Here is a 19,071-nt window from a genome sequence, read left to right on the forward strand (position 1 = left end):
GTTGGTGCCAGTCATGTGTGAGGTACCTCCGACCCACCAGGCTACGTGCGCGGCGCCCCGGGGGACCGGCTCGGCGGCCGACGTGAGGGAAGCCACACAGGGTCGGCTCACCTCACAGCCGGGCCCCAACTGCCGGGGGAACGGCGATCGGGCCGGCGGCGTTCTACCGCTCGTGCAACGCTGGAACAACGGACTGAAGACGGCCGTGCTGCTGGGCCTGATGGCCGGGGTCATCCTGCTGGTCGGCAGCTTCTTCGGCCGCGGCGGGCTGCTCATCGCCCTGGTGCTGGCGCTCGGCGTGAACGGCTGGGCGTACTTCAACTCCGACAAGCTGGCGCTGCGGGCCATGCGCGCCTTCCCGGTCACCGAGACCCAGGCCCCACAGCTGTACGCGATCGTGCGCGAGCTGGCGACCGAGGCCCGGCAGCCCATGCCCCGGCTCTACGTGAGCCCCACGAACCAGCCGAACGCCTTCGCCACCGGCCGCAACCCGCGGAACGCGGCGGTCTGCTGCACCCAGGGCATCCTGGAGCTGCTGGACCGCCGGGAGCTGCGCGGCGTGCTGGCCCACGAGCTGTCGCACGTCTACAACCGCGACATCCTGATCAGCTCGGTCGCCGGCGCCATGGCCACCGTGATCACCTACCTGGCGCACATGGCGATGTTCGCCTCGCTGTTCGGTGGCCGGTCCGAGGACCGCCAGGGCGGCGGGCTGGGTGGCCTGCTGCTGGTCTTCCTCGGTCCGGTCGCCGCGGGCCTGGTCCAGATGGCGGTCAGCCGCAGCCGCGAGTACCAGGCCGACGCCTCCGGTGCGCGGCTCAGCTCCGACCCGCTGGCGCTGGCCAGTGCGCTGTCCAAGCTCGAGCGCGGCGTGGCGGCCCGACCGCTGCCGCAGGACGACCGGCTGGTGACCCAGAGCCACCTGATGATCGCCAACCCGTTCCGCGGGCAGGGGATGGCGTCGATGTTCGCCACGCACCCGCCGATGGCCGAGCGCATCGCGCGGCTGCAGCAGATGGCCCGGGAGCTGGGCTGACGGCCCCTGCGCCGCAGCGCGGGGGCCGTCTCCCTCAGCTCAGCGGTAGTTGTCGAACTGCAGCGCGATCTCGAAGTCCTTGCTCTTCAGCAGCTGCTGGACCGCCTGCAGGTCGTCGCGCTTCTTGCCGCTGACCCGGAGCTGGTCGCCCTGGATCTGCGCCTGCACGCCCTTGGGGCCCTCGTCGCGGATGGCCTTGGCGATCTCCTTGGCCTTGTCCGAGGCGATGCCCTGCTGGATCCGGGCGGAGATCTTGTAGACCTTCCCCGAGGACTGTGGCTCGTCGGCGTCCAGCGCCTTCATCGAGATGCCCCGCTTGACCAGCTTCTCCTTGAACACCTCCAGCGCTGCGGCCACCCGCTCCTCGGTGTCGGCCTGCAGGCTCACGGCCTCCTCGCCGGCCCAGGCGATGGTGGCGTTCACACCACGGAAGTCGAACCGCTGCGACAGCTCCTTGCCCGCCTGGTTCAGGGCGTTGTCGACCTCCTGCCGGTCGACCTTGCTCACCACGTCGAAGGACGCATCGGCCATGTCGGTTCCTCCTCAGTGGGGACGACGTGCCGCCGGGGACCCGGCGAGGACGTCGTCCCCCGTCTTGTAAGCTCTCCCGGTACCACCACGGCGGGTTGCCCGAGTGGCCAATGGGAGCGGACTGTAAATCCGTCGGCTTAGCCTACGAAGGTTCGAATCCTTCACCCGCCACACCTGGTACGACGGCCCCCGACCTCGCGGTCGGGGGCCGTCCTCGTTCATGCGATCGGGGCCCGGGCACTGGCCACGGCGGTGCGCTCCAGCGGCTCGCCGGCCAGGAAGAGCCACCCGAAGGCGATCGGGACCGACCGGCTGCACCGCACGGTCACCTCGGCCCCGTCGGTCGCCGCCGACCACGAGTCCAGGACGACGCCGGCGTCCCCGAGCTGGTCGGCCACGGCCGCCTCGGCCGCCGCGCGGGTCAACGGCAGCTCGGTGCCCACCCCGCGGGAGTAGACGGCGCCCTCGTCGACCTGGTTCGCCGCCGCCAGCGCGGCACCGTCGCAGACCGACTGGACCTCCTGCTGCTCCAGGAAGGCGTCGGAGGCAGCGATCGCGCCGAACACCATCAGCGCCCCCACCAGCCAGCAGACCAGCACGAACGGCAGGGTCGACCCGGCCTCGGGGTCGCCGACGTCGGGCGGTCCGGTGCGCACGCGCGCAGCCTAGAGGCCGGCCGCAACGGTCCTCCGCCGTCGTCCACCGGTTGTGGACGGAGCCTGTGGACGGTGTGGACGACGGCGCGTCAACCGGCCTGCGACGCCACCGGCCCTGTGGACGACGGCCGAGCCGACACCGCCCGGCCGCGAGACTGCCCGGCATGGTGATCGAGGTGGTCCCGGCCCGGCTGTACGCGCTGGCCGGGGTGCTGGACGCCGCATCGGTCCGGGCGGCCCAGGTCGGTGCGGCCGGCGACGGTGCGGGGGTCGGTGGGCCGCTCGGCCCGGTGGTGGCCGGGTTCGGCGAGACGGTGGCGACCGCCGGTGGCTGCCTGGCCGGCGAGCTGACCTGGCTGCGGAGCGCCGTGGCGACGGCCGCCGACTCCTGGCAACAGCTGGACGGCGAGCTGCTCCCCGGGCGGGGAGCGGCGGTCCCCCGATGAGCACGCTGCTCCCCACGCCGGCGGAGCTGCCCGACCCGCCGGGCTCCCCGGCTGCCCTGGGCGACGTCCTCGACCAGCTCGCATCCGCCGGCTTCGCCGCAGGGACGACGGTGCACCTGCTGGACGCGACGGCCGTCGACACCGGCTGGCAGGGAGCCGACGCGGCGGCGGTGACCACCGAGGTCGCCACGGCGACGGCGGTGGCCGGCGAGCTGCACAACGCACTGACGACGGCGGCCGCCCGGCTCGCTGAGCACCGTGAGCTCTGGCTGACCGTGCTCGCCAGGGTCGCCGTCCTGCGCGCCGACCAACGTGACCAGTTCGCCCGCGCCGGGTCCCGGCTCGCCGTGCTGATGGGACCGGCGTGGGACGGCGGCGTACCCGCTCCCGGCCGCGACGAGGCCGCCGACCTGAGCGCGGCGGTCGCGGTGGACGACGCCGACCGCGCCGTCGAGCACCGGGCCCTGCTGGACGAGCTGGCCGCCGACGCCGTCGCCGTCGCGGCGGTGCTCGCCGCCGTCGCCGCGCCGCTGGGTGGGGCCGCCCGCCCGGGAGACGCCGCAGGGGTCACCGCCTGGCTCGCCGGGCGGATGCCGGGGTGGGGGGACGGCGCGTTCGCCGCGCTGGGGAGGGAGGCGGCGGCGGACCTCCTCCGGCCGGGCACGGCCGAGCAGCTCGACGCTGCAGCCGCCGGCTGGTCCGGCCACGCGGCGAGCCCCGCCTTCGCGGCTGCCGTGGTCGGGCGGCTCGGCGTCGACGGGCTCCGCTGGCTGCTCACCGTGCTGGGTGAGCGGAGCGGCGCAGTCGACGCGCTGGCCGGCCTGCTGGCGGGAAGGCTCGACTCGGTGGCCGGTGGGGCGGCCCCAGGGAGCCCAGCCCGTCGCGCCTTGGGCGACCTGCGGCTGGCGCCGGCGGACCCCGACGGCGCGGTCGACGTGCTGGCGGTCGGGATGGGCACGGTGCTGGGCGTCCTGGCCGGCCGGGGCGGAGCTGGAGCCTCGGCACTCGCTGCGTCCTGGGGGCGCCAGTTCCTGGCCCGTGAGGCGGTGCAGGGGGCTGGCGCGGCGGTCCGGGTGGGCGCGCCGGCCGCCGACCCCGTGGCGGTGGCGCTGACCGTCCTGCGCCACGCCGGCGACCGGGCTGCTGCGGGCGAGCTGCTCGCCGACCCGGCTGCCTGGACGACGCTCCTGAGCCGGCCCTGGCCGGGTGGGACCGAGGACCTGGCTGCGGTCGTCACCCTCGCCGCGGCCGGCCCGGCTGCGGCGCCGGCGGTCGGGGCGCTGCTGCAGTCACTGGGTCGGGGACTGGCCCCGGACTCACCGGACGAGGTGCTGGTCGACCAGGTGACGCTCGTCCGGATCGGCGCGGAGGTGAGCGGACTGGTGGCTGGACAGGCCGGTGTCGTGCTCCCGGTGCTCGAGACGGCCGTGCGCGACGGCGGCCGGGAGGGGCGCCTAGACGCGTCGACCGACGCCGCGCTGCGCGGGCTGGCGCTCCTGATCGCCGACGAGGCTCGGAGCGAGCCGGTCGTCACCGCTGTGCAGGCCGCACTGGCGGCCGGGGACGCATCTGTGTCGTCGTCGGCGGAGCTCGTGGGTGCCACCGTGGCGGTCCAGGAGCACGCGCAACGGCTCAGGTACGGGCTCGCGTACAGCCAGGAGCACGAGGCGGCCGTCGATCGGCAGCTGTTGTGGACGCTCGGGGTGACCGTGCCCAGCTTCGCGGTCCGCGGGCCCCGAGGGGACCCGCTCAGTGCTGCCCTGGACGTCGCGGCGGTCCTGGTCGGCGCGGATGGCGAGGTGCGGATGGGCCCGGACACCGGCCGGGTCCGCACGGCCGAGGACGCGCAGCGGGACGCCGTCGAGTTGCTGGGGGAGGAGGCGATCGACCCGGGCGCAGTCGGGGCGGCCGCGCGGACCGGGTTCGTACAGGTGGCCGCCGTGCTCGGCTCGCTGGGATCACCAGGACCCTCGCTGTGGGATCAGCTCGACGACCTGTCCCGCGACGACCTCTCGGAACGCCGTCCACCACGCTGACACCCGTTCGGGGGCCACTCAGACGTGACGCTGGGCGGATCACTCATTACACAAAGTCACGACACAACGAAGATCATTAGCCCAGTCGTGTCTAATCTTGCGCGTGTGGGTGACCCGCTGCAGTCTCTTCATTGCGGTCTGTGCCGGACGACGCTCTGCCCCCGCGTGGGCGGCTACCGCGACCCCGAGTCCATCCGCGCCTTCAGGAGACGTCATGACCGGCACCACCTCGCTCGCCACCGCCCGCCCCTCCGCCGCCGACCGTGGCTGGCGCTGGAACCGCGGGTGGCGCTGGAACCGCTGACGCGGCCGCCTGACTACGGGGCGGTCGTGACGAGCCGACTGCCCCATCGGGTGAGGTGGCTGCCCGGAAGGGGCCACCGCTGTTAACGTCTGTCGACCACGCCACTTGACAGACGGGCTGACGTTGGCCGAGCAGCCGGCCCCTCCGCAGTGGGGGGCAGCAGTGATCCGGCGCCCCGAGATGATCGTCGCCGTCGCGCTCTCGGTGGCGGCGGTGCTCGGTGCGTTGACGCTGCCGCATGCCTGGACCACCCCGTCGGTGTGGGCCGTCCTGGCCCTCTTCCTCGCCTTCCTGCTCACCGAGTCGTCCCAGTTGGAGCTCGAGTTCCGGCGCCAGACCTTCGCGGTCTCGCCCTCCGAGCTGGTGCTGGTCATCGCACTCGTCGAGGTCGGAGGCGTCTGGGCCGTCATCGCCCGCGTGGCCGCCGTGGCCATCGTCCTGGTCCGTCAGTCGCTCCCGTTGACCAAGGCCGCCTACAACATCGGCCTGACCGTCGCCGAGGTGTGCACGGCGCTGCTGGTGCTGTCGTGGCTCCCGCCGCTCGACCTCGACGACCCGCTGAGCTGGCTGTCCCTGGTGCTGGCGCTGCTGGCGGCGACGGTCGTCGGCATCCTGATGACCTGTCTGGCCATCTGGCTGTCCGGGGGCTTCCCGGGTTGGGGGCTGCTGCTCAGCGCGATCCCGGCCTTCGCCGTGGCTCCGCTGAGCGTGGTCGTCGGTGTCGTCGCCCTCCTGCTGACCCGTGAGACGGCGTGGGGCTGGGTGCTGATCGGCCCGCTCGTCCTCGGGGCTGTGGCGATGTTCCGGCAGTCCTCGCACGCCATCCGGGAACGGCGGACCGTCCAGCAGGTCTACGACTTCGCCCGGCGCGTGGAGCTGGTTACCCCGGACGAGGCGGGGACGCGGGAGATCGTGAGCGCGGTCCGTGAGCTGCTCAACGCCGACCGGGTGGCGCTGTGGCTGCCGCCCTACCTCGACGAGGGTCCGCAACTCGTCGTCGATGCCGCCGATGGCGAGCTCGCCTGGTACGACGGTCCCGGCGATCCCGACGACCCGATCCGGCAGCGTGCCCTGGCCCCCGATGCCGCGGGACCGGTCCTCCTCTCGACGGCCCGGGCGGAGCCACGGGAGCTGGCCGCCCTGGCCCGTCGCCACGCCCGCGAGGTGCTCGGCGCGCCCGTGGTCACCGCAGCCGGTGAGCCCGGGTACCTGGAGGTCTGTGACCGGCGCAGCGACGTGGTGACCTTCGCCGACGGGGACCGCAGTGCGCTGGAGTCGATGTTGACCCACGTCAACGCCGCGATCCGGCAGCAGCAACTGCTCAGCCAGATCCGGCACGACGGCGACCACGACCGGCTGACCGGGTTGCCGAACCGGCAGCGGCTGGGCGGGGAGATCGACGCGCTGCTGCTGGCCGAGCCGACCACCGCCCGGGCCGGGCTGGTGCTGGCGGCCCTGGACGGCTACACCGACGTCACCGACACCCTCGGGCACGCCGCCAGCGACGAACTGCTCCTGGTCACCGCCGGGCTGCTCCGTGAGCACGCGCCGCCGCAGGCCGTCGTCGCCCGGATGGAGGGCGGTCAGTTCGCCGTCCTGCTGCCGGGCCTGTCCCTGGCCGCCACCGAGCGGGCCGCCCGTCGGCTGCGGGAGGCCGCCTCCACCCGGGCCCGGGTCGCCGGGCTGGACCTGGAGGTCGCGCTGACGATCGGGGTGGCTGCGGCGCCCGTGCACGGGTCGGAGTCCGGCACGCTGATCCAGCGGGCGGACGTCGCGCTGCTCGCGGCACAGGGCTCCGGGGGAGTGGCGACCTACCACCCCGTCCTGGACCAGCAGAGCCTGCGCCGCCTGCAGCTGGGCGCGGAGCTGGAGACCGCGATGGCCGACGGGCAGATCTCGGTCGTCTTCCAGCCGATCGTGGACACCCGCACCGCGGACATCGTCTCGGTCGAGACCCTCGTGCGCTGGGCGCACCCGCGCTACGGGGACATCTCGCCGGACGACTTCATCAGCCTGGCCGAGCAGATCGGTCGGATCGGGCTGCTGACCGACCAGGTGCTCGACCGGGCGCTGGACCGCTGCCGGCGGTGGCTGGACCAGGACATCGCCCTGTCGGTGGCGGTCAACCTCTCGGCCCACTGCCTCGCCGAGCCGGACATCGTCGACCGGGTCCGCCGGGCACTGCGCCACCACGGGGTGCCGGGTGAGCTGCTGACCCTCGAGCTGACCGAGGGCAGCGTCGTCGACGACACGGTGCGCAACAGCACCGTGCTGGCCGACCTGCACGCGCTCGGTCTGCGGTTGTCCATGGACGACTTCGGCACCGGCTACTCGTCCCTGTCCCAGCTGCGGCTGCTGCCGATCGACGAACTGAAGATCGACAAGTCCTTCGTGCTGGGCATGTCGACGAGCCAGAACGAGTCCTTCATCGCCCGGTCGATCGTCGAGCTCGCGCACAACCTGGGGTTGCGCGTGGTGGCCGAGGGGGTCGAGGACGAGGTGACCCGGGACCTGCTGACCCAGATGGGCTGCGACAAGCTGCAGGGCTTCCTGGTCAGCCGCCCGTTGCCCGAGGACCGGCTCGAGGGGTGGCTGCTGGCGCGCACCGGGGTCCGCGCCGCCGCGCCGGGGGCCACCCACCGGCGGCTGTTCGTCCGCACCTGAGAAGGGACCGCCCTGCCCAGCACTGCTCGCAGGCTCGCGGCGGGCCCCTGCGGGGAGGCCGAAGGGCATCAGGTACAGTTCTCCACGGCTCTTCGGAGCAGGCCCCTTTAGCTCAGTCGGCAGAGCGTCTCCATGGTAAGGAGAAGGTCTACGGTTCGATTCCGTAAAGGGGCTCGCACAACGACCACCGGTGCAGTCGGAAGACCGGGCCGGACGGTCACCTGGCGGTGTAGCTCAGCCTGGTAGAGCAAACGGCTCATAATCGTTGTGTCACCGGTTCAAGTCCGGTCACCGCTACCCCAGACGGACCCCGGGAACGGGGTCCGTCGTCGTGTTCGGCATCCGCCGGGCACGGGCACCACCCGAGAAGCGTCGAGGGACACTCGACCACCGACAAGGCGAGGATGCGCTCATGGCAGCCACCGACGTTCGTCCGAAGATCACCCTGGCCTGCCAGGAGTGCAAGAACCGCAACTACATCACCCGCAAGAACCGGCGGAACGACCCCGACCGGATCGAGCTGAAGAAGTACTGCCCGACCGACCGCAAGCACACGGTCCACCGCGAGACGCGCTGACCGCAGCGGTCGCGAGGAGAGGGCGGGAGCATGGCGCTGGACGCAGGACTGGTCGGGCGCAGCTACCCGCCCTCTGCCGTGTACGAGGTCGGGCGCGAGAAGATCGCGGAGTTCGCCGCGGCGCTGGCCGACCCTGACCCGGTCTACCGCGACCCGGCCGCCGCGCGTGCCGCCGGTCACCCCGACGTCATCGCCCCGCCGACCTTCGCCATCGTGCTGTCCCTCGGTGCGGGCAACGTCGTCGTCGAGGACCCGGAGGTGGGGCTCGACTACAGCCGGGTGGTGCACGGTGAGCAGCGGTTCACCCACCACCGCCCGATCCGGGCCGGCGACCGACTGGTCGCGACCGCCACCATCGACGCGGTGAAGACGGTGGCCGGCAACGACATGCTGACCACCCGCGTGGACCTGGCCACCGAGGACGGCGAGCCGGTCTGCACCACCCGCTCGATGCTCGTCGCCCGGGGCACGGCATGAGCCCGCGACCGACCGACGTCGAGGTCGGCACCGAACTGCCCGAGCAGACCTCCCGGGTCACCCGCGCCGACCTGGTCCGCTACGCAGGCGCCTCGGGTGACCTCAACGTCATCCACTGGAACGAGCGGGTCGCCCGTGAGGTCGGCCTCCCCGGTGTGATCGCGCACGGGATGCTCACCGCGGGGCTCGCCGTCCGTGCGGTCACCGCCTGGGCCGGCGACCCGGGTGCCGTCGTCGACTACTCGGTGCGTTTCAGCCGGCCGGTGGTGGTGCCCGACGACGACCTCGGTACCGAGCTGACCGTTCGGGGCCGGGTCGCTGCCCTCCTCGAGGGCGGCCGGGTGCGCGTGGACCTCACCGTGACCAGTGGTGGCGACAAGGTCCTGTCCCTGGCCCGCGCCGTCGTCGCGCTGGGCTGATCGGGTCCGCGGGTCTCAGCCTGCGGAGCCCAGGAGCTGCTGCATCCGGCGGACACCCTCGACCAGGTCGTCGTCCCCGAGGGCATAGGACAGGCGGAGGTACCCCGGCGTGCCGAAGGCCTCGCCCGGGACGACGGCGACCTGGGCCAGTTCCAACAGCAGCTCGGCCAGCTCGGCGCTGGTGGTGGCCGTGCGACCGGCGATCGAGCGGCCGAGCAGGGCGGTGACCGACGGGTAGACGTAGAAGGCGCCCTGCGGCTCGGGGCAGGCGATCCCGGGGATCTCCCGCAGCATCCGGACGACGGTCCGGCGGCGCCGGTCGAGGGTGGCCCGCAGCTCCGCGACGCTCGACTGGTCACCGCTGAGCGCGGCCACCGCGGCGGCCTGGGCGACGTTCGAGACGTGCCCGGCCGAGTGCGACTGCAGGGCCGTCGCCCCGGCCACCACGTCGGCCGGCCCGATCAGCCAGCCCACCCGCCAGCCGGTCATCGCGTACGCCTTGGCGACGCCGTTGACGACCACGCACCTCGGCTGGACCTCGGGCACCAGGGCGGGCAACGACGGCGCCGTCGCCCCGTCGTAGGTCAGGTGCTCGTAGATCTCGTCGGTGACCACCCAGAGGCCGGCAGCCAGCGCCCACTGGCCGATCTCGGCCACCTCCTCGGGCGGGTGGACGGCGCCGGTGGGGTTGGCCGGGGAGCTAAACAGCAGCAGCTTCGTCCGGGGGGTGCGCGCCGCCTCGAGCTGTCCGACGGAGACCAGATAGCCGCTGGCCTCGTCGGCGACCACGGGGACGGGCACGCCGCCGGCCAGCCGGACAGCCTCCGGGTAGGTGGTCCAGTGCGGCGTCGGGAGCAGCACCTCGTCGCCGGGGTCGAGCAGCGCTGCCAGTGCCTGGGCGACCGCCTGCTTGCCCCCGGCGGTGACCAGGACGTCGGTCGGCTGGGCGGTCAGGCCCGAGTCGCGCAGCGTCTTCGCGACGATCGCCTCCCGGAGCTGGGGGAGACCCCCGACCGGGGTGTAGCGGTGCATCGCCGGGTCCCGGGCCGCCCGGACGGCCGCCTCGACGACGTGGTCGGCCGTGGGGGAGTCCGGCTCGCCGGCGGCGAAGCTGATCACGGGGCGCCCGGTGGCCCGCAGCGCCTTGGCGCGGGCGTCGGCGGCCATCGTCGTGGAGGAGGCGACGGCGGCGACCCGCCGGGAGACCCGCCGCTCCGCCGATGGCGCCGGTTCGACGGGCTCGGACCCGGGGGCGGGGGCGGTCGGCATGATCTGATCGTGGCAGACCGACCGGGTGCCCCAGCCCGCTCCGTGCACCCCGCGGGAGGTGACCCGGCTCCCGTGTTGGCTGCTGGCCGAGCCGGTCCCGTACACTCGACGACCTGGGGCCTGTGGGACCCCGCCACCGGCGTGCCCCGGAGGCCCTCTTCGGGGGGTCACGTCGAGACTGGGGCCGCGTCGCGACGCGGACCCGGCGTCCCCTAGGGGTGTAGCTCAATTGGCAGAGCAGCGGTCTCCAAAACCGCAGGCTGCAGGTTCAAGTCCTGTCACCCCTGCCACGACCTGACGACCGACCGAGAAGAGCCGACCGAAGTGAGCCGGACCGACGTGAGCGAGGCGCTGTGAGCGAGAAGGACGGCGAGCCGGACGGCGAGCAGGTCGACGCCGAGCGGCTCGACGCCGAGACGCCGGGCGTGGAGGACGCGGGAGCGCTCGAGGCCGCTGAGGCCGACGTCGCCGACGATGCGGAGACCGACGAGGACAAGGTCGTCGCCACCCCCACCCAGCGCCGGTCCCGCACGTCGAGCCGTCCCGCCGGCCGGACGCCCGACACGGGTTCCACGGGGACGCGCACCCGCGCCGCCGCCGAGCGGGAACGCGCCGCCGAGCAGCGGAAGAAGCGGGACGTGGGGCGGTTCCTCCGCGAGGTCGTCGCCGAGCTGCGCAAGGTGATCTGGCCCGGTCGCAAGGAGCTGATCACCTACACCACCGTGGTGATCATCTTCGTGGCGGTGATGGTCGCGATCGTCGCCGGCCTGGACCTCCTCTTCGCCCAGGGCGTGCTCGCCGTCTTCGGCTGACCGCCCTCCGCGACTGCACCACACCCGACAAGGAAGAGACCCTGTGACTGACCCCCGCGAGCCCTTCGATACCGACAGCGCCGTCGCGGACACCGACCTGGACGATGCCGCTGCCCAGGACGGCACCGTCGACGTCGAGACCGGTGTCCGCGAGACCGGTGCCGCCGAGGGCTCCCTCGGGACCACGGACCTCACGGCGGACAACCCGATGGGCGACGCCCCCGTCGCCGGCGGCGGCAACTCCCGGGGCTCCGTCGACGACGCCCTGGTCGCCGACCCCCTGGCCGAGCCCGCCCCCGACCACGACCCCGTGGTCGTCGAGGCCCTCGAGACCGCGGCGGCGGAGGACGAGGACCCGGCAGAGGCCCTGCGCTCGACGCTGCGCGGCCAGTTCGGCGACTGGTACGTGATCCACTCCTACGCGGGCTACGAGAACAAGGTGAAGACCAACCTCGAGTCCCGGATCACGTCGCTGGACATGGAGGACTACATCTTCCAGATCGAGGTGCCCACCGAGGAGGTCACCGAGATCAAGAACGGCAAGCGGACCCAGGTCAACCGCAAGAAGCTGCCCGGTTACCTGCTCGTCCGGATGGACCTCAACGACGAGTCCTGGGGTGCGGTCCGCAACACCCCGGGCGTCACCGGCTTCGTCGGGGCCACCTCCAAGCCGTCGCCGCTGAGCATCGACGAGGTCGTCAACCTGCTGGTGCCGGCCACCACCGCCAAGCCGGTCTCCACGGCCGAGGCGGCTCCCAGCGCCGGCCCCGCGCCGGAGGTCGAGTTCGAGGTGGGCGAGTCCGTCACCGTCATGGACGGGCCGTTCGCGACGCTGCCGGCGACCATCAACCAGATCAACCCGGAGCAGCAGAAGCTCCAGGTGCTCGTCTCCATCTTCGGCCGCGAGACGCCGGTCGAGCTGTCGTTCACCCAGGTCACCAAGATCTAGAAGGACCCGGTCGCCTCCCACGCCTCGCACGCTCGGCGCGGGCCCTGCGACCGGGCCGTTCCAGCCAGGCACCACCGTCACGAAGAAGGAAGTCATGCCCCCCAGGAAGCGGTTGACCGCGGTCATCAAGCTCCAGATCAACGCCGGTGCGGCCACCCCCGCGCCGCCCGTGGGCCCCGCCCTCGGTCAGCACGGCGTCAACATCATGGAGTTCTGCAAGGCGTACAACGCCGCGACGGAGGCGCAGCGCGGCAGCGTCATCCCCGTCGAGATCTCGGTCTTCGAGGACCGGTCGTTCACCTTCGTCACCAAGACGCCCCCGGCAGCGCGCATGCTGCTGAAGGCCGCCGGTGTGGACAAGGGCTCGGGTGAGCCGCACAAGACCAAGGTCGCGACGGTCACCCGCGACCAGGTCCGCGAGATCGCGCAGACCAAGATGGCCGACCTGAACGCCAACGACCTCGAGCAGGCCGAGAAGATCATCGCCGGCACCGCCCGGTCGATGGGCATCACCGTCAAGTGACGGCAGCCGCCGGCTGACGGCGGCCCTGCACCACCCGGGTCCACGCGGACCCGGACAGCACTCGTGGGAGGGCCTCGCCAGGCCCGCGCACCACGCGACCCCCGCTCCGGGGGGAAGGAGAACCACCATGGCAAAGCACGGCAAGAACTACCGCAAGGTCGCCGAGCTGGTCGACGCGGACACGCTGTACAGCCCGCTGCAGGCCGCCGGTCTGGCCAAGCAGACCTCGACCACCAAGTACGACGCCACTGTCGAGGTCGCCATCCGGCTCGGGGTCGACCCTCGCAAGGCCGACCAGATGGTCCGCGGCACGGTCAACCTGCCGCACGGCACCGGCAAGACCGCCCGCGTCATCGTCTTCGCGACCGGCGACAAGGCAGCCGAGGCGGAGGCCGCCGGCGCCGACGTCGTGGGCTCCGACGACCTGATCGAGCAGATCCAGGGCGGTTTCCTGGACTTCGACGCCGCGATCGCCACCCCGGACCAGATGGCCAAGGTCGGTCGCATCGCCCGCATCCTCGGCCCCCGTGGCCTGATGCCGAACCCGAAGACGGGCACGGTGACCCCCGACGTCACCAAGGCCGTCAACGACATCAAGGGCGGGAAGATCAACTTCCGCGTCGACAAGCAGGCCAACCTGCACCTGGTGATCGGCAAGACGTCCTTCGACCAGGCCAAGCTGGTGGAGAACTACGCCGCCGCCCTGGACGAGGTCCTGCGGGCCAAGCCCTCGGCGGCCAAGGGCCGGTACCTGCGCAAGGTCACCGTCTCCACCACCATGGGCCCGGGCATCCAGGTCGACCCGAACCGCACCCGCAACCTCACCGTGGACGAGCCCTCCTGATCGGCGCACCTGTCTGATCGACGGACCCCGTCCCCACGAGGGCCCCGCAGCGCACGTCGCTGCGGGGCCCTCGTGCGTCGGGGGGCGCAGGGCCGTGTACTCTTCCTGCTGTTCCCCCCAAGACCGCTGGTCGTCGCACGTCCGCGTGCGATCGAAGGTCCGGAATCGACCGGGCGACCCGCGCAGGTGGACGGTTCGACGAACGTGGCACGGCCTGGGCTCAGCGCCCGGACCGTGAACGTCCCTCGCCCCGTGCGCTCTGCGCCGGGGCGTTCCTCGTCTCCGGGCCCGATCGCCCCGGGCGCACGTCGCCGGTGGTCGCCCGACAGACGAGAGGAGGCCCATGCCCACGCAGGCGAAGGCCGCGGTGATCGAGGAGATCACCGAGCGGTTCCAGAAGTCCAGCGCGGCCGTGCTCACCGAGTACCGCGGGCTGACCGTGGCGCAGCTCACCGAGCTGCGTCGTTCCCTCGGTGCGGGCAGCAGCTACGCCGTCGTCAAGAACACCCTGACGAAGCGGGCGGCGGACTCGGTCGGTCACTCCGACCTGGCCCCGCTGCTCAACGGCCCCACCGCGATCGCCTTCATCGAGGGCGACCCGGTCGAGGCCGCCAAGGCCATCCGTGACTTCGCGCGGGCCAACCCGCTGCTGGTCATCAAGGGCGGCGTGGTCGAAGGCCGCACGGTCGACGCTGCCGAGGTCACCCGCCTCGCCGACGTCGAGTCCCGTGAGGTCCTGCTGGCCAAGCTGGCCGGTGCCATGAAGGGCAACCTCACCAAGGCTGCCGGGCTGTTCCAGGCCCCGCTGTCGCAGGTCGCCCGGCTGGCCGCCGCGCTGCAGGAGAAGAAGCCGGCCGAGGGCGCTGCCGCCTCGGACGACGCAGCTCCCGCCGACTCTGCTGCTGACACCACCCCCGACACGACCGATGCTGCCGCGGACTCCGCGGCCAGCACCGACTGACCCCCTCAAGGAGACACCATGGCCAAGCTTTCCACTGACGAGCTGCTCGACGCCTTCAAGGAGATGACCCTCCTGGAGCTGTCGGACTTCGTGAAGCAGTTCGAGGAGACCTTCGAGGTCACCGCCGCCGCCCCCGTCGCTGTCGCGGCTGCCGGCGGTGGCGGCGGCGCTGCCGCCGCCGAGGCCCCGGTCGAGCAGGACGAGTTCGACGTCGTCCTCGAGGCTGCCGGCGACAAGAAGATCCAGGTCATCAAGGAGGTGCGCGGCCTCACGTCCCTCGGCCTCAAGGAGGCCAAGGACCTGGTCGACAACGCACCGAAGCCGGTCCTGGAGAAGGTCGCCAAGGACGCTGCGGAGAAGGCCAAGGCCGCCCTCGAGGGCGCCGGCGCCACCGTCACCGTCAAGTGACCCCCCACCCGGCCGCCACCTCCGTGGCGGCCGGGTAGCACCACCCCGCACTGACGACAGGGGCCGATCCACTCCGGTGGGTCGGCCCCTGTCGTGCGTCCCGGCCGCTGTCGCCGGGTGGGGTCCACGGGGTCTTCGTTCACCCACAGGTCGCGGCGTGGCGGTCCCACGTGGGCTGTGGCACTGGCATCATCGGCAGGGCACTCATCCCGCTCACCCCCGATCCCGCGGCGCCGGGCTCCTGCTGGAGCCCCGTGTCCCTCGGGCCGGGTGGGCGCCGGCCACCCCTCGCGGGTGGGTCCCCACCGCTCCGGCGGCCCGACGTGGACACCGGCGCTGAGCAGGGGTAGGGTCTCCTGTTGCGCTGCCCTCTGACTGCCAGCCCGTCGAGACGGGTCACGAGGGGTGCCCGGGAACGGCTCCGGGTCACCCCGTGTTGACCGTACCGATGGGGCAGGCATCCGCGGTCAGCCTCGCCGACAACGACGACGACCCAGGACGAACTGCACCCACCGCCCGCACGTCGTGAGGTCCTCGAAAGGACGCATCTTGGCAGGCTCTCGCCCCACCAGCACCACCACCACTGATCCCAGCACCACCGCGGTCGACGTCCAGCCCGGTCCCCGTACCGGCGGCACCGACCAGCAGAAGATCCCCGGCGCGCCGCTCCGCGTCTCGTTCGCCAAGATCCGCGAGCCCCTCGAGGTCCCGGACCTGCTCGCCCTGCAGACCGCCTCGTTCGACTGGCTGGTCGGCGCCCCGGAGTGGAAGGCCACCCTCGCCCCCGAGGACCAGGCCAACGCCGTCGGCGGCCTCGCCGAGATCCTCGAGGAGATCTCGCCGATCGAGGACTTCAGCGGCTCGATGTCGCTGTCCTTCTCCAACCCGCGCTTCGAGGACGTCAAGGCGTCCCTCGAGGAGTGCAAGGACAAGGACATGACCTACGCGGCGCCGCTGTTCGTCACCGCCGAGTTCATGAACAACACCACCGGCGAGATCAAGAGCCAGACGGTGTTCATGGGCGACTTCCCGGTCATGACGGGCAAGGGCACGTTCGTCATCAACGGGACCGAGCGCGTCGTCGTCTCCCAGCTGGTCCGCAGCCCCGGCGTCTACTTCGACAAGAGCCTGGACAAGACGTCGGACAAGGACGTCTACAGCGCCAAGGTCATCCCCAGCCGCGGTGCGTGGCTGGAGTTCGACGTCGACAAGCGCGACACCGTCGGCGTCCGGATCGACCGCAAGCGCCGCCAGCCGGTCAGCGTCCTGCTCAAGGCCCTCGGCTGGACCGAGGACCGGATCCGCGAGCACTTCCAGTGGTCGCCCACCATGCTGGCCACCCTGGAGAAGGACCACCTCGCCGGCCAGGACGAGGCGCTGCTGGACATCTACCGCAAGCTGCGCCCGGGCGAGCCGCCGACGCGTGAGTCGGCGCAGGCGCTGCTGGAGAACCTCTTCTTCAACCCGAAGCGCTACGACCTGGCGAAGGTCGGCCGCTACAAGGTGAACAAGAAGCTCGGTGTCGACGTCCCCAAGGGCACCTCGACGCTGACCGAGGACGACATCGTCGCCACCATCGAGTACGTCGTGCGTCTGCACGCCGGCGAGCCCGACCACGGCGTCGACGACATCGACCACTTCGGCAACCGTCGCCTGCGCACGGTCGGCGAGCTGATCCAGAACCAGATCCGGGTCGGCCTCTCCCGCATGGAGCGCGTGGTCCGCGAGCGGATGACGACCCAGGACGTCGAGGCGATCACGCCGCAGACGCTGATCAACATCCGGCCGGTCGTCGCCTCCATCAAGGAGTTCTTCGGCACCAGCCAGCTCTCGCAGTTCATGGACCAGACCAACCCGCTCGCGGGCCTGACCCACAAGCGCCGCCTGTCGGCGCTGGGCCCGGGTGGTCTGTCCCGTGAGCGTGCGGGCATGGAGGTCCGCGACGTGCACCCGAGCCACTACGGCCGGATGTGCCCGATCGAGACCCCTGAGGGCCCGAACATCGGTCTGATCGGCTCGCTGTCCTCCTTCGGCCGGGTGAACCCCTTCGGCTTCATCGAGACGCCGTACCGCAAGGTCGTCAACGGCACCGTCAGCGACCAGATCGACTACCTGACCGCCGACGAGGAGGACCGCTTCGTCGTCGCCCAGGCCAACTCGCCGCTGGACGCGTCGGGCCGGTTCGCCGAGGACCTGGTCCTCGTCCGCACCAAGGGCGGGGAGACCACCGACCTCGCCCCGGAGAACGTCGACTACATGGACGTCTCGCCGCGGCAGATGACCTCGGTCGCGACGGCGATGATCCCGTTCCTCGAGCACGACGACGCCAACCGCGCCCTGATGGGCGCGAACATGCAGCGTCAGGCGGTCCCGCTGCTGCGCAGCGAGGCCCCGCTGGTCGGCACCGGCATGGAGCTGCGTGCCGCCGTCGACGCCGGTGACGTCGTGGTGGCCGAGAAGGCCGGTGTGGTCGAGGACTCCACCGCCGACTACGTCACCGTGATGGCCGACGACGGGACCCGGCAGACCTACCGGCTGCTGAAGTTCCAGCGCTCGAACCAGGGCACCTCGATCAACCAGAGCCCGGTGGTCGAAGAGGGCCAGCGGGTCGAGGTGGGCCAGGTCGTCGCCGACGGCCCGTGCACCGACGAGGGCGAGATGGCGCTGGGCAAGAACCTGCTCGTCGCCTTCATGCCCTGGGAGGGTCACAACTACGAGGACGCGATCATCCTGTCGCAGCGCCTCGTGCAGGACGACGTCCTGTCCTCGATCCACATCGAGGAGTTCGAGGTCGACGCCCGCGACACCAAGCTCGGTGCCGAGGAGATCACCCGGGACATCCCGAACGTCTCCGAGGAGGTCCTCGCGGACCTCGACGAGCGCGGGATCATCCGGATCGGTGCCGAGGTCGTCCCCGGCGACATCCTCGTCGGCAAGGTCACGCCCAAGGGCGAGACGGAGCTGACCCCCGAGGAGCGGCTGCTGCGGGCGATCTTCGGTGAGAAGGCCCGCGAGGTGCGCGACACCAGCCTCAAGGTCAAGCACGGTGAGTCCGGCAAGGTCATCGGCGTCCGGGTCTTCTCCCGCGAGGACGGCGACGAGCTGCCCGCCGGCGTGAACGAGCTCATCCGGGTCTACGTGGCCCAGATGCGCAAGATCAGCGACGGCGACAAGCTGGCCGGCCGCCACGGGAACAAGGGCGTCATCTCCAAGATCCTCCCGCAGGAGGACATGCCGTTCCTCGAGGACGGCACGCCGGTCGACATCGTGCTCAACCCGCTGGGCGTGCCCGGCCGGATGAACGTCGGCCAGGTGCTGGAGACCCACCTCGGGTGGATCGCCAAGACCGGCTGGGAGGTCGAGGGCTCCCCGGAGTGGGCGGCCAAGCTGCCGGGCGCTGCGCGCCAGGCCGCGCCGGGCACCCGCACCGCGACGCCGGTCTTCGACGGTGCCAAGGAGGAGGAGATCATCGGCCTGCTGGGCTCGACGGTCCCGAACCGCGACGGCAACCGGATGGTCAAGGAGACCGGCAAGGCGCGGCTGTTCGACGGCCGCTCCGGGGAGCCCTTCCCCGAGCCGATCTCGGTGGGCTACGTCTACATCCTGAAGCTGCTGCACCTGGTCGACGACAAGATCCACGCCCGTTCGACCGGGCCGTACTCGATGATCACGCAGCAGCCGCTCGGTGGTAAGGCGCAGTTCGGTGGTCAGCGCTTCGGTGAGATGGAGTGCTGGGCGATGCAGGCCTACGGCGCGGCCTACGCGCTGCAGGAGCTCCTCACCATCAAGTCCGACGACATCCTCGGCCGCGTCAAGGTGTACGAGGCGATCGTCAAGGGCGAGAACATCCCGGAGCCGGGCATCCCGGAGTCCTTCAAGGTGTTGCTCAAGGAGCTCCAGTCGCTCTGCCTGAACGTGGAGGTCCTCTCCAGCGACGGCAACGCGATCGAGTTGCGTGACACCGACGACGAGGTCTTCCGGGCCGCGGAGGAGCTGGGCATCGACCTCAGCCGTCGCGAGCCGTCGTCCGTCGAAGACGTCTGATCGGCCGCCGGCCGGCCCTGACCGAGTCAGGGCCGGCTGCAGCGCCAGCAGGGCGTCCCGCCGGGCGTCGGTCACCCGGGACAGCCCGAACGCCGCGGCGGTGAGCCGGGCCAGC

At 72.0% G+C, this 19,071-nt stretch carries 17 protein-coding genes and 4 tRNA genes; 18 read left to right on the forward strand and 3 right to left on the reverse strand.

Going from position 1 to position 19,071, the window contains the following annotated elements; all coding sequences use genetic code 11:
• Positions 1–172 precede the first annotated feature (172 nt).
• Positions 173–1,036 (forward strand): zinc metalloprotease HtpX, encoded by an 864-nt coding sequence (gene htpX, locus O2W15_RS08745; RefSeq protein ID WP_036333197.1) that lies wholly within the window; start codon positions 173–175, stop codon positions 1,034–1,036.
• A gap of 39 nt (positions 1,037–1,075) precedes the next feature.
• Here the strand turns inward: htpX and O2W15_RS08750 are convergent, their stop codons facing one another.
• Positions 1,076–1,567, reverse strand: coding sequence for a YajQ family cyclic di-GMP-binding protein (locus tag O2W15_RS08750; protein WP_036333198.1), 492 nt, complete (start codon positions 1,565–1,567; stop codon positions 1,076–1,078).
• 89 nt (positions 1,568–1,656) lie between these two features.
• Here O2W15_RS08750 and O2W15_RS08755 point away from each other — a divergent pair.
• A tRNA-Tyr gene (locus O2W15_RS08755) sits at positions 1,657–1,738 on the forward strand.
• Between the two features lie 47 nt (positions 1,739–1,785).
• Here the strand turns inward: O2W15_RS08755 and O2W15_RS08760 are convergent.
• Entirely contained in the window at positions 1,786–2,223 is a 438-nt protein-coding gene (locus O2W15_RS08760) for a pilus assembly protein TadG-related protein (RefSeq protein ID WP_269179126.1), read from the reverse strand.
• A gap of 164 nt (positions 2,224–2,387) precedes the next feature.
• On the opposite strand from O2W15_RS08760, the gene O2W15_RS08765 reads away from it, so the two are divergent.
• The 8 genes from O2W15_RS08765 (at position 2,388) to O2W15_RS08800 (ending at position 9,146) form a co-directional block, all read left to right on the forward strand.
• Entirely contained in the window at positions 2,388–2,669 is a 282-nt protein-coding gene (locus O2W15_RS08765) for a hypothetical protein (protein WP_269179127.1), read from the forward strand.
• Positions 2,666–4,705 (forward strand): hypothetical protein, encoded by a 2,040-nt coding sequence (locus O2W15_RS08770; protein WP_269179128.1) that lies wholly within the window; start codon positions 2,666–2,668, stop codon positions 4,703–4,705. The genes O2W15_RS08765 and O2W15_RS08770 overlap by 4 nt, the downstream gene beginning before the upstream one ends.
• A gap of 466 nt (positions 4,706–5,171) precedes the next feature.
• Positions 5,172–7,673, forward strand: coding sequence for a putative bifunctional diguanylate cyclase/phosphodiesterase (locus tag O2W15_RS08775; protein WP_269179129.1), 2,502 nt, complete (start codon positions 5,172–5,174; stop codon positions 7,671–7,673).
• 101 nt (positions 7,674–7,774) lie between these two features.
• Positions 7,775–7,847 (forward strand) — tRNA-Thr (locus tag O2W15_RS08780).
• 49 nt (positions 7,848–7,896) lie between these two features.
• Positions 7,897–7,970, forward strand: a tRNA-Met gene (locus O2W15_RS08785).
• A gap of 115 nt (positions 7,971–8,085) precedes the next feature.
• On the forward strand, positions 8,086–8,250 hold the full coding sequence (gene rpmG, locus O2W15_RS08790) for a 50S ribosomal protein L33 (protein ID WP_014742879.1): 165 nt from the start codon (positions 8,086–8,088) through the stop codon (positions 8,248–8,250).
• Positions 8,251–8,280: 30 nt separating this feature from the next.
• Positions 8,281–8,727, forward strand: a complete 447-nt coding sequence (locus O2W15_RS08795) for a MaoC family dehydratase N-terminal domain-containing protein (RefSeq protein WP_269162919.1) — start codon at positions 8,281–8,283, stop codon at positions 8,725–8,727.
• Positions 8,724–9,146 carry a MaoC family dehydratase gene (locus O2W15_RS08800; protein ID WP_269179130.1) on the forward strand — a complete coding sequence of 141 codons (423 nt, stop codon included), beginning with the start codon at positions 8,724–8,726 and terminating at the stop codon, positions 9,144–9,146. Before O2W15_RS08795 ends, O2W15_RS08800 begins: the two co-directional genes overlap by 4 nt.
• Before the next feature lie 15 nt (positions 9,147–9,161).
• Here the strand turns inward: O2W15_RS08800 and O2W15_RS08805 are convergent, their stop codons facing one another.
• Complete coding sequence (locus O2W15_RS08805) at positions 9,162–10,415, reverse strand: pyridoxal phosphate-dependent aminotransferase (protein WP_269179131.1); 1,254 nt, start codon at positions 10,413–10,415, stop codon at positions 9,162–9,164.
• A gap of 214 nt (positions 10,416–10,629) precedes the next feature.
• On the opposite strand from O2W15_RS08805, the gene O2W15_RS08810 reads away from it, so the two are divergent.
• The 8 genes from O2W15_RS08810 (at position 10,630) to rpoB (ending at position 18,956) form a co-directional block, all read left to right on the forward strand.
• Positions 10,630–10,705, forward strand: a tRNA-Trp gene (locus O2W15_RS08810).
• Between the two features lie 63 nt (positions 10,706–10,768).
• Positions 10,769–11,227, forward strand: a complete 459-nt coding sequence (gene secE, locus O2W15_RS08815; protein WP_269162921.1) for a preprotein translocase subunit SecE — start codon at positions 10,769–10,771, stop codon at positions 11,225–11,227.
• Between the two features lie 43 nt (positions 11,228–11,270).
• The gene (gene nusG, locus O2W15_RS23975; RefSeq protein ID WP_269179132.1) at positions 11,271–12,176 is read left to right on the forward strand and encodes a transcription termination/antitermination protein NusG; all 906 of its coding nucleotides are present in this window, start codon (positions 11,271–11,273) and stop codon (positions 12,174–12,176) included.
• 94 nt (positions 12,177–12,270) lie between these two features.
• Positions 12,271–12,699 carry a 50S ribosomal protein L11 gene (gene rplK, locus O2W15_RS08825; RefSeq protein ID WP_269162923.1) on the forward strand — a complete coding sequence of 143 codons (429 nt, stop codon included), beginning with the start codon at positions 12,271–12,273 and terminating at the stop codon, positions 12,697–12,699.
• Between the two features lie 127 nt (positions 12,700–12,826).
• Positions 12,827–13,543 carry a 50S ribosomal protein L1 gene (rplA, locus tag O2W15_RS08830; protein WP_269162924.1) on the forward strand — a complete coding sequence of 239 codons (717 nt, stop codon included), beginning with the start codon at positions 12,827–12,829 and terminating at the stop codon, positions 13,541–13,543.
• A 343-nt stretch (positions 13,544–13,886) separates the two neighbouring features.
• Positions 13,887–14,504, forward strand: coding sequence for a 50S ribosomal protein L10 (gene rplJ / locus O2W15_RS08835; protein WP_269162925.1), 618 nt, complete (start codon positions 13,887–13,889; stop codon positions 14,502–14,504).
• 18 nt (positions 14,505–14,522) lie between these two features.
• Entirely contained in the window at positions 14,523–14,912 is a 390-nt protein-coding gene (gene rplL / locus O2W15_RS08840) for a 50S ribosomal protein L7/L12 (RefSeq protein ID WP_269162926.1), read from the forward strand.
• Positions 14,913–15,461: 549 nt separating this feature from the next.
• Positions 15,462–18,956, forward strand: a complete 3,495-nt coding sequence (rpoB, locus tag O2W15_RS08845) for a DNA-directed RNA polymerase subunit beta (protein ID WP_269179133.1) — start codon at positions 15,462–15,464, stop codon at positions 18,954–18,956.
• Positions 18,957–19,071: the final 115 nt, after the last annotated feature.

The organism is Modestobacter sp. VKM Ac-2979 (assembly GCF_026967995.1).
Lineage (GTDB): Bacteria > Actinomycetota > Actinomycetes > Mycobacteriales > Geodermatophilaceae > Modestobacter.